General features: G+C 63.5%; 9 protein-coding genes and 1 tRNA gene. 4 read left to right on the top strand and 6 right to left on the bottom strand.

Features of this window, described 5'->3' with window-relative positions:
* Positions 1 to 324, top strand: a 324-nt coding sequence (locus AS156_RS40770; protein WP_144440953.1) for a transposase, incomplete at its 5' end; no start/stop codon positions are given.
* Between the two features lie 83 nt (positions 325 to 407).
* Here AS156_RS40770 and AS156_RS17745 read toward each other — a convergent pair.
* The 3 genes from AS156_RS17745 to AS156_RS17755 form a co-directional block, all read right to left on the bottom strand.
* Positions 408 to 1,397: an NADPH:quinone reductase gene (locus tag AS156_RS17745; protein ID WP_066506807.1), complete on the bottom strand. Its 990-nt coding sequence runs from the start codon at positions 1,395 to 1,397 to the stop codon at positions 408 to 410.
* 12 nt (positions 1,398 to 1,409) lie between these two features.
* Positions 1,410 to 2,192 (bottom strand): SDR family oxidoreductase, encoded by a 783-nt coding sequence (locus tag AS156_RS17750; protein WP_066506808.1) that lies wholly within the window; start codon positions 2,190 to 2,192, stop codon positions 1,410 to 1,412.
* A 124-nt stretch (positions 2,193 to 2,316) separates the two neighbouring features.
* Complete coding sequence (locus tag AS156_RS17755) at positions 2,317 to 2,832, bottom strand: CvpA family protein (protein WP_066506810.1); 516 nt, start codon at positions 2,830 to 2,832, stop codon at positions 2,317 to 2,319.
* 108 nt (positions 2,833 to 2,940) lie between these two features.
* On the opposite strand from AS156_RS17755, the gene AS156_RS17760 reads away from it, so the two are divergent.
* On the top strand, positions 2,941 to 3,702 hold the full coding sequence (locus AS156_RS17760; RefSeq protein WP_066506814.1) for an SDR family NAD(P)-dependent oxidoreductase: 762 nt from the start codon (positions 2,941 to 2,943) through the stop codon (positions 3,700 to 3,702).
* Positions 3,703 to 4,005: 303 nt separating this feature from the next.
* On the opposite strand, the gene AS156_RS17765 is transcribed toward AS156_RS17760, so the two are convergent.
* Entirely contained in the window at positions 4,006 to 5,607 is a 1,602-nt protein-coding gene (locus tag AS156_RS17765; RefSeq protein WP_430641802.1) for a GMC family oxidoreductase, read from the bottom strand.
* A gap of 148 nt (positions 5,608 to 5,755) precedes the next feature.
* Positions 5,756 to 7,189, bottom strand: a complete 1,434-nt coding sequence (locus AS156_RS17770) for a coniferyl aldehyde dehydrogenase (RefSeq protein WP_066506817.1) — start codon at positions 7,187 to 7,189, stop codon at positions 5,756 to 5,758.
* A 315-nt stretch (positions 7,190 to 7,504) separates the two neighbouring features.
* Here AS156_RS17770 and AS156_RS17775 point away from each other — a divergent pair.
* Positions 7,505 to 7,581 (top strand) — tRNA-Met (locus AS156_RS17775).
* A gap of 302 nt (positions 7,582 to 7,883) precedes the next feature.
* Here AS156_RS17775 and AS156_RS17780 read toward each other — a convergent pair.
* Positions 7,884 to 8,186, bottom strand: coding sequence for a PadR family transcriptional regulator (locus AS156_RS17780; protein ID WP_066506819.1), 303 nt, complete (start codon positions 8,184 to 8,186; stop codon positions 7,884 to 7,886).
* Positions 8,187 to 8,243: 57 nt separating this feature from the next.
* Here AS156_RS17780 and AS156_RS17785 point away from each other — a divergent pair, with 57 nt between their 5' ends.
* A complete protein-coding gene (locus AS156_RS17785; protein WP_245312900.1) occupies positions 8,244 to 9,485 on the top strand; it encodes an MFS transporter in 1,242 nt (413 codons plus the stop codon).
* Positions 9,486 to 9,656 lie beyond the last annotated feature (171 nt).

Genomic DNA, 9,656 nt, shown 5'->3' on the forward strand with positions numbered 1-9,656 from the left:
CCTGCGGCGACGGATCTGCGCACACTGGCCGCCACCATCAAGGCACGATGGATCTGCGAGCAGGCGCATCAGCAGTTGAAAGAGGAGCTTGGACTTGATCACTTCGAAGGGCGATCATGGCAAGGCCTTCATCGTCACGCTCTAATGACCATGATCGCCTACGCCTTCCTGCAACATCGTCGCCTCGCATATGCGGGGCGGAAAAAAAAGAATCAACGGGCCTCCGCCTCAGCCAACCATGCCCGCAGTACGTCACGCCATCGTCGATCTCATCCTGCGACCGCGGGCTCAGCGGTGTCCGTACTGCAGAAGACGAATCCTTGAAAAGTCGCTACAAAAACAGTTTCTGCCAAAGTAGTGCTAGTTCCTTCACCTCACTCCGCTGGCGGGGAGAGGAGGAAAGTCCGTTACCGGGAGCAGTCGACGATCACAGTGCCCATCTTGTCGCCCTTCTCGACGGCGAGATGAGCCTGTGCCGTCTCGGCCAGCGCGAATTGTCCGGCGATGTTGTGCACCCGGGTGCCGGATGCGAGCCATTTGGTGATGTCCTCCTGCGCGGCCGCGAGCAGCATCGGCGGCAGCGCAAACAGCACCAGCGAACGCACCGTGATGCATTTCTCCATCAGCTCGCGCACCGGCACCGTCGGCGTGCGGTTGCCATTGGTGGCATAGACCGCGATCGTCGAATTGAACGCCATGATCTTCAATGTGGTCGCAAGGTTGCCGCCGAAGTCGACATCGACCACGCGGTCCACGCCACGGTTCTCGGTAAAGGCCATCACCTTGGCCACCACGTCCTCGGTGCGGTAGTTGACCACCATGTCGGCGCCGGCAAGCCGCGCCTCCATGTCCTTGACTTGCGAGCTCACGATCGCGATCACCCGCGCGCCGCCCCATTTGGCCAGTTGCACGGCATAATGGCCGACTGCGCCGGCGCCGCCGGTGACGAGCACGGTCAGTCCCGTGATCGGTCCGTCCGCGAACAGCGCGCACCACGCGGTCATGCAGGGGATACCGAGCGTCGCGCCGGCCGCAAAGGACACGTCATCGGGCAGCCGCGTCACCAGATAGTCGGCGATCGTGATATATTCCGCCGCGGTGCCAAAGGCGCGGCCATTGCGCTGGCCGTTGAACAGCCAGACGCGGTCGCCGACGGCACATCGCGTCACGCCTTCGCCGAGTTGGTCGATGATCCCGGCGCCGTCGCTGTTCGGAATCACGCGCGGAAATTCCATCTGCCGATAATTGCCGCTGCGGCGGCCGACATCGGCCGGATTGACGCCGGAAGCTTCGAGGCGGATGCGAACCTCGCCGGGGCCGGCATCCGGCGTCGGCATCTCGCCGACGGTAAGCACCGTCGGCGCCGCGCCGGTCCGTTCGTACCAGACGGCCTTCATCTAGCGCCCCTTTCAGAGCGTGCCCGGGAAGGCGCCGCCGTCGAGCAGGATATTCTGCCCGGTGATGAAGCCCGCCTTGGCGCCGCACAGGAAGGCACAGGCGTAGCCGAACTCGTCGGGATGGCCGAAGCGGCCGGCGGGGTTCAGCTTGGCGCGATCGGCGAGTATCTGCTCGACCGGAACGCCGCGCTTCTCGGCCTCGGGCTTGGCGGTGCCGCGCAGCCGGTCGGTCTCGAACGGGCCCGGCAACAGGCCGTTGATGGTGACGTTGTTGATCACGGTCTTGCGCGACAGACCGGCGACGAAGCCGGTGAGGCCGGCGCGCGCGCCGTTGGACAGGCCGAGAATCTCGATCGGGGCCTTCACGGCCGCGGACGTGATGTTGACGATACGGCCGAATTTGCGCGCCATCATGCCGTCGACGGTTGCCTTGATCAGCTCAATGGGGGTCAGCATGTTGGCGTCGATCGCCTTGATCCAGTCGTCGCGGGTCCAGTTACGGAAATCGCCGGGCGGCGGGCCACCGGCATTGTTGATCAGGATATCCGGATCGGGGCAGGCTTTCAGCACGGCCTCGCGTCCGGCCGGCGTCGTGATGTCGCCGACGATCTCGGTGACGGTGACGGAAGGATGTGCCTTGCGGATCTCCTCGGCGGTCTGCTTCAGCGCCTCGGCGCCGCGCGCCGTCAGCGTGACATGGACGCCCTCATTGGCGAGCGCGATCGCGCAGGCGCGGCCCAGCCCCTTGCTCGATGCGCAGACGATGGCGCGGCGGCCTTTGATTCCGAGATCCACGATTTTCGCTCCCTGTGATGTCGGTAAGTCTGTAAAGGTTCGATGGCGGTATTCTAGCCAAGCTTGGCGGTGCCGATAAGGCACCTGCAATGCATTAGTGCATGCCATGCCCGGCAGGAACAGGCTAGATGCGCCGCTCGCGTCGCAACCGCTCGATCGTCATGGTGACCTCGGGCGGCAAACGTCGGATGCCGGTTTGCCCGGCGGCGGAAAACAGCGGCCGCAATCGCGATCCGTTGAGGAATTGCGGCTGATTGGCCATGGGCACGAGCTGATCGAAAACCAGGACGAGGGTGATCACGACGAGCCCGGCCCTGATGGCGCCGAGCAGCGCACCGGCCAGCCGGTCACCGATCCCGATCTCCGAACCGACGGCGTCGTCGAGCATCGTCCGCGCCAACCGTCCGAGCACGACGCCGGTCACCAGAAATAGCCCGAACAACAGCACGCCGTTGGGAGGAAACGGCGATCCCGGAAGCTCCGCGATATGTGGTCCGATGATCGACAGCACGGCAACCGCGATCGGCATGGCGACGAGATAGGTCAGGATCGTGACCGCGCTACGCAACAGGCCGGTGCTGAAACCGGTCAAGACCGCAAACAACATGCCGAGGGTGATGACCGCGTCGAAACTGTTCATGGAAAGGAATCCCGCCCCATTGCGCCGCGGTCCCTTGGTCAATTAATCAGGATCACAATAGGCACAATTGTAGCTATCAATCGGCCACTCTGATCCGGGAACCTGTCGATGTCCGACCTATTCGATGTCAGTAAAGAAATCATCCTCATCACCGGCGCCTCGCAGGGGCTGGGACGGCAATTCGCCCGCGTGCTCGCGGCGCACGGTGCCGCGGTGGTGCTGGCGGCGCGGCAGACCGCGAAGCTGAAGAGCCTCGAGGACGAGATCAGGGCGAAGGGCGGCCGCGCTGCCGCCGTGCAGATGGACGTCACGGATATGTCTGGGATCGCGAAGGCGCTCGACGCGGCGGAAGCAGCTCTCGGCCCGACCACGGTGCTGATCAACAATGCCGGTATCGCGATCGAGAAGCTCTCGACTGAGCAGACGGAAGCGGATTGGGACGCGGTGATCAATTCGAATCTGAAGGGCGCCTACTTCCTCGCCACCGAACTGGCGCGGCGCATGATCGCGCGCAAGCAGCCGGGCAACATCGTCAACGTCGCCTCCGTGCTTGGGCAGGGCGTGCTGAAGGCCGTCTCGCCCTATGCGATCTCCAAAGCCGGCATGATCCAGGGCACCAAGGCGATGGCGCTGGAACTCGCCGGCAACAGCATCCGCGTCAACGCGCTGGCGCCGGGCTATATCGACACCGAGATGAACCACGATTTCTGGTCGACGCCATCAGGCGAGAGACTGGCGAAGCGGATTCCGCAGCGCCGGGTCGGCGCCGAATCCGATCTCGACGGCGCGATCATGCTGCTTGCATCGAATGCCTCGCGCTACATGACCGGCACCGTGGTGACGGTGGATGGCGGGTTCTTGCTGAATTGAGCCTTGTCGCCCGGATGGAGCGTAGCGCAATCCGGGGTCCTACATGTGAGTCCCGGATTACGCGGAGCCTGTCATCGGGCGCGCGTTCGCGCGACCCGTTGGCTTCATCCGGCCTACGCTTTCTGGACCGGGAGGGCCCGGCATGACGGGTTGGGTTGCGGTTGTCCCAATGCGCGATGATCGAGGACTGCCGGTGATTTGCCCGACGTGTCAAGGTGATTTCGGATAAGGCGCATCATCTCAATCCCGCCATTTTCTACTGTGCATGGGGTTGTTCCGCAGATTTTGGTTTGGCGGAAGGCGTTACCGCATCTCCCCCTTGATCATGTCGGCGGCTTTCTCGCCGATCATGATGGTCGGTGCGTTGGTGTTGCCGCCGATCAAGGTCGGCATGATCGACGCATCGACCACGCGCAGCGCCTCCAGGCCATGCACGCGCAGCTTCGGGTCGACCACCGCGAGCGGATCGCCGGTGCCCATCTTGCAGGTGCCGACCGGGTGGTAGACCGTGTCGACGCGCTCGCGCAGGATATTGCGGATGTCGTCGTCGGTATGCACGTCTGCGGTGAACATGTCCTTCTGCTGCAGGGCGCGCAGCGACGGCGTCTCCATCAGCCGCCGCGTGGTCTTGTAGCCCGCGACCATGGCCTCGAGATCGGCCTCCTCGCTGAGGAAGTTCGGATCGATCAGCGGCGCCTGCTCCGGATCAGCGCTCGCCAGCGCGACGCTGCCGCGGCTCTTCGGCCGGAGCAGGCAGACATGGCAGGAGAAGCCGGTGCCGCCATGGCGCTTGCGGCCGTGATCGTCGACCATCGCCATGCCGAAATGCAGCTGGATGTCGGGGATGTCGAGGTCGGGCCTCGTCTTGAGGAAGCCGCCGCATTCGGCGAAGTTCGAGGTGAGGGGACCGCGCCGCTCCCTGCGATATTGCAGGATGGCGCGGAGCAGCCGCGGCATGCCCTTCAGCGAGATGCCGGCGAAGTTCGGATTGTCGGACATATAGCCGAAGATGAAGTCCGGATGGTCCTGCAAATTCTGTCCGATGCCAGGCAGATGATGCACGCTCGCAAGGCCGCGCTTGCCGAGCGTATCGGCATCGCCGACGCCCGAGAGCATCAAGAGCTGCGGTGACTGGAATGCGCCGGCGGCGAGCAGCACTTCGCGCCGCGCGCGGATATGCTTCAGCTCCTTGCCCTGCCTGTATTCGACGCCGACCGCGCGCTTGCCTTCGAACAGGATGCGGGTCGCGAGAGCATTGGTCTCGACACGCAGATTGGCGCGCTTGCCCATATGCGGGTGCACATAGGCCCGCGCCGCGCTCCAGCGCTCGCCGTTCTTCTGTGTCACCTGGTAGATGCCGAGGCCCTCATGGTCTTCGCCGTTGAAGTCGTCGCGGATACGAAATTGTCCCTCCTGCGCCGCCTGCAGAAATGTCTGCTGGATCGGATTGCCGGAGCGGAGCTTGTTGACGGCGAGCGGGCCTCCCTTGCCGTGATACTCGCCGTCGAAATCGGCGTTGTCCTCCGATCGCTTGAAGTAGGGCAGCACGTCGGCGTACGCCCAGCCGGTGTTGCCGAGCGAGGCCCAATGGTCGTAATCGGCGCGATGGCCGCGGATATAGACCATAGCGTTGATCGCCGAGGAGCCGCCGAGTCCCTTGCCGCGCGGCTGGTAGCCGACGCGGCCGTTGAGGCCCTTCTGCGGCACGGTGTTGAATGCCCAGTTGTTGATGGTGCCGGCGACCATCAGCACCAGCGCGCCCGGCGTGGTGACGACCCAGTTGTCGTTCCTGCCGCCGGCATCGAGCAGCGCCACCGAGGTCGCGGCATCCTCCGACAATCTTCCCGCCACCGCGCAGCCGCCCGAGCCTGCGCCCACCACCACGAAATCGGATGTATGAGTCACGCTTCCCCCTTCTTTATTGTTATCCGTCATTGCGAGGAGCTCGCGACAAAATTGCAAAGCAATTTTGCGCTGAAGCGACGAAGCAATCCATCCATCCGTTGTGCGGCACTATGGATTGCTTCGCTTCGCTCGCAATGACGCTTGAGCCCTACGACAAATACCTCATCAACTTCTCCAGCCGCGCGATCTTCGCGCCGTAGGGTGGATACAGGTCGGCCAATCGGTTCAGCCGCGAGCGGTAGAACACCGGCTTCAGCTTGGTCAGCGTCTTGAAGCCCCATTCGCCGTGATAGGCACCGGTGCCGGATGCGCCGACGCCGCCCATGGGCTGATAGGCCTGCGCGAAGTGGAACAGACAGTCGTTGACCGTCACTCCGCCGGACACCGTGCGCGCCAGCACCTCGTCGCGCGCGGCGCTGTCGGTGCCGAACCAGTACAGCGCGAGCGGACGGTCATGCTTGTTGATGTAGGCGATCGGATCAGCGGCATCGCGATAGCCCATCACCGGCAGCAGCGGTCCGAAGATCTCCTCCTGCATCACCGCCATCTCGGGCGTCGCATCGACAATGACGGTCGGCGGGAATTTGCGCTTGCCCTTCCAGTCGGGATCGTTGGGCGCGGCCGGCTGCATGATGCTGGCGCCCTTCGCCGCGGCGTCGGCCACGAGGCGCTCGAGCCTGGTGTAATGCCGGTCCGAGATGATCGAGGTGTAATCGGGGTTGGCGGGGTCGGTGCCGTACATGTGCTGCATGTGGCCCTGCAGCCGCATCGCGAAGGACTGCACGGAGGCCTCCGGCACCAGAGCATAATCGGGCGCGATGCAGGTCTGGCCGGCATTGAGCAGCTTGCCGTAGGCGATGCGGCGGGTGGCTTCGTCGATGTCGGCGGAGCCGTCGACGATCGCAGGCGACTTGCCGCCGAGCTCGAGCGTCACCGGTGTCAGGTTGCGGCCGGCGGCTTCCGCGACCAGCCGGCCGACCCGGGTCGAACCGGTGAAGATCAGGTGATCGAACGGCAGCGCGACAAAAGCCTTTGCGATCTCCTCGTCGATGTCGGTGACCGCGAGTTCGGTAGCGTCGAATTTCTTCGCAATCACCTCCATCAGCAACTCGGCGAAGCGGGGCACCAGCTCGCTCGGCTTGATTATCGCGCTGTTGCCGGCCGCGATTGCGGCGACCGCGGGCGCCAATGTCAGCTGCAACGGATAATTCCAGGGCGCCATGATTCCGACCACGCCGAGCGGCTGCGGGATCAAGCGGTTCTTGGCCGGCGCGAATTGCAGCGTGGTCGGGATCTTCTGCGGCGCCATCCAGTGCTTGAGGTGCTTGGCCGCGTGCTTGATCTCGCCGAGCACCAGCATGGTCTCGGCGATCACGGTTTCGACGGTGGAGCGGTGGCCGAAATCGGCCGAGATCGCCGCTTCGAACCGCGCCTCGTTTTCGGTGACCGCGGCCCGCAGCCGTCTCAACCGGTCGAGCCGCGCCTGCAAGGTCGGCGCAGGCTCACCCCGCGACGTCTCGACCTGGCGTTGGAAGGTCTCTTCGAGCGCGTGAAGCCCGGGACTCTTCAATGGCCGGTCCATGGCGTTTCCTCTCGGATGACGTTTCGTTGACGGTTTTGTTGCGGCCCAAGCTCTGCTTTTGTGCGGTTTCTGGCAAGGGTCGGTTCCCCGTGGCAATTTTGTCAGGAAAACCGGAGGTTTCGGCGTCACAAAATCCTCAAAAACCTGCTCGCGGGGCTTTCCAAACCGGGGCGACGTTGATACATACGCCCCGCACCCGACGGCTTCGGCCCGGGTCGCCTTCTCAGGAAGCCCTCCGGACGGATCGATCGGCGCCGTTAGACGCGTTGGCCGGTTGTCTCAGGCTCCCGTTCTGCAAGGCATGCAACGGTTTAACGCGGGGTGGAGCAGCCCGGTAGCTCGTCAGGCTCATAACCTGAAGGTCATAGGTTCAAATCCTATCCCCGCAACCAAGTTGGTGAAAAACCCAGCAATCTCTAAGGATTGCTGGGTTTATTTTTGTCTGCGAAATTGCCTTCGGTAAGATCAATGACTTAACTCTCAGGTTCAAATCGCCCCGCAACCAAGTACGTCACATCGTCACGGGCCCAAACTCCGCCAGCATGACCTACGTTTTGGAAGGGATGGCTCCGCATCCGGTTGGATTCACGGATTCAGAGCCTGAGCTTGAAGAGTTGTCCGCGGCTTGGGACTCATTTCTCCCAAGAAAGCGCGCTCCGACGAAGGCAAGTAACTTCCGGTGGGGCGGCCGTTCCTATCCCTTCATTGCCTCGCCGGTGAATTCCTTGACTCGGACTTTGGCCAGGGCAAGTCCCTTCCTGCCCAAAGCCGTGGCCCGATAGAGCTTCCGGGCGGTGCGGCCCTTGCGCTGCTTCCGGGACTTGAGATAGCCCCGCTGTTCCATCGCGTTCAGAAGCGGATAGAGCGTTCCGGGACTGAGCTTGTAGCCGTGTCGTGCGAGCTCGTCGATGATCCACTGACCGTAGATGTCATGTTCCGCCGCGTGGTGGAGAATGTGCAGCCGGATGAAGCCGCTCAGCAGATCCTTGAACTTCATCTCGGTGCGCCTTTATCGGATTCCGTTAAAGGAAGGAACCCGGCCAATCCTGCAAGGTTGCCTGACGATACATCAAAACCGGCGGCGGGCGACGGGGCCGTCATCGACGCAAGGAGAGGTTGTTCCATGGCTCGATCGGCCTCGGTCACTTCACCCGCGTTTCTCTTCGTGATGACGACGGGCGTCGTCAACCTGTTCGGCGACATCACCTACGAAGGCGGCGGGAGCATCAACGGCCCCTTCATGGCCTCGCTAGGCGCGAGCGCCGCCATCGTCAGCATCACGGCGGGGCTGGGTGAGTTTCTCGGCTACGCGCTTCGCCTGCCGGCCGGCTACGCGGCGGACCGGACAGGACGCTACTGGATGATCACTTTCGTCGGCTACGTCATCAACCTGTTCGCGGTACCGGCAATGGCGCTCGCCGGAAGCTGGCAGGTCGCGGCCGCTCTCGTTCTCGCCGAACGGATCGGGCGGGCGCTGCGCAAGCCCACGGTCGAAGCCATGCTGTCCTATACGACGGGTGAACTCGGCAAGGGATGGGTGTACGCGCTGAACACTGCGCTCGACGAGACCGGCGCGACGCTCGGTCCACTCATCATCGCACTGGTGCTCCTGCTGAAGGGGGACTTCCGCACCGGGTACGCCTTTTTGACCATCTCGGCCGTGGCGGCCCTGGTCGCGTTGGTGGGCGCCCGGGTGAATTTCCCGCTGCCGTCGCGGCTCGAGCAGGGGCACACAGCCCCGGCCAGGGACTTCGGCAAGGCCTATTGGCTGTACATGCTGGCAGGCGCCCTGTTCGCCGCCGGCCTGATGAGTTTTGAGCTCATCTCATACCACCTGACCAAGGCGAATATCGCGTCTGAGCAGTGGATTCCCGTGATGCTCGCCATCTCGACGGCGTTTGGCGTGCTGGCGAATCTGTTCTTTGGAAAGGCCTACGATCGCGTCGGGCTCCCTATCGTAATTGCCGCGGTATGCGTCTCGGCCGCGTTCTCGCCCTTCGTGTTTCTCGGCGGCTTCTGGCTTGTGCTGTTCGGCATGCTGCTCTGGGGCGTGGGCTACGCGATCCAGGACACGTTGCTCAAGGCGATCGTCGCCGAAGTGCTGCCGGAAGGAAAGCGCAACTTCGCGTTCGGACTCTACTATGCGGGCTACGGCGTCGGGTGGCTCGCAGGCAGCATCGTGGCGGGCCTGCTGTACGAAAACTCGCTGGCGGTGCTGATCGCATTCTCGAGCGTCATTCAGCTCGCATCGGTGCCGATCTTCATTCTGGCGGGGCGGCAGAAGCGCTCAACTTGATTGCCGGTGGATGCCCTCAGTTGCCCCGTCTCGTTGCGGAATTTGGTATGGTGGTGGGCCGAACCACGAGTTTCTGCGACACGGTGCTCCATGGTGGGCAGCCACCCGCAACCTCTGCGTCGCTCGCTCACATGATTTCTGAAGTGGGCAATGGGGGGCTGGGCCACGATT

This window comes from Bradyrhizobium macuxiense, assembly GCF_001542415.1.
GTDB lineage: Bacteria > Pseudomonadota > Alphaproteobacteria > Rhizobiales > Xanthobacteraceae > Bradyrhizobium > Bradyrhizobium macuxiense.

What these genes read in the sequence shown, in the direction of transcription:
- AS156_RS17760 (WP_066506814.1), top strand. Translation starts at nt 2,941, where the DNA reads ATGTCCGACCTATTCGATGTCAGTAAAGAAATCATCCTCATCACCGGC.
- AS156_RS17755 (WP_066506810.1), bottom strand. Translation starts at nt 2,832, where the DNA reads ATGAACAGTTTCGACGCGGTCATCACCCTCGGCATGTTGTTTGCGGTC.
- AS156_RS17745 (WP_066506807.1), bottom strand. Translation starts at nt 1,397, where the DNA reads ATGAAGGCCGTCTGGTACGAACGGACCGGCGCGGCGCCGACGGTGCTT.
- AS156_RS17770 (WP_066506817.1), bottom strand. Translation starts at nt 7,189, where the DNA reads ATGGACCGGCCATTGAAGAGTCCCGGGCTTCACGCGCTCGAAGAGACC.
- AS156_RS17780 (WP_066506819.1), bottom strand. Translation starts at nt 8,186, where the DNA reads ATGAAGTTCAAGGATCTGCTGAGCGGCTTCATCCGGCTGCACATTCTC.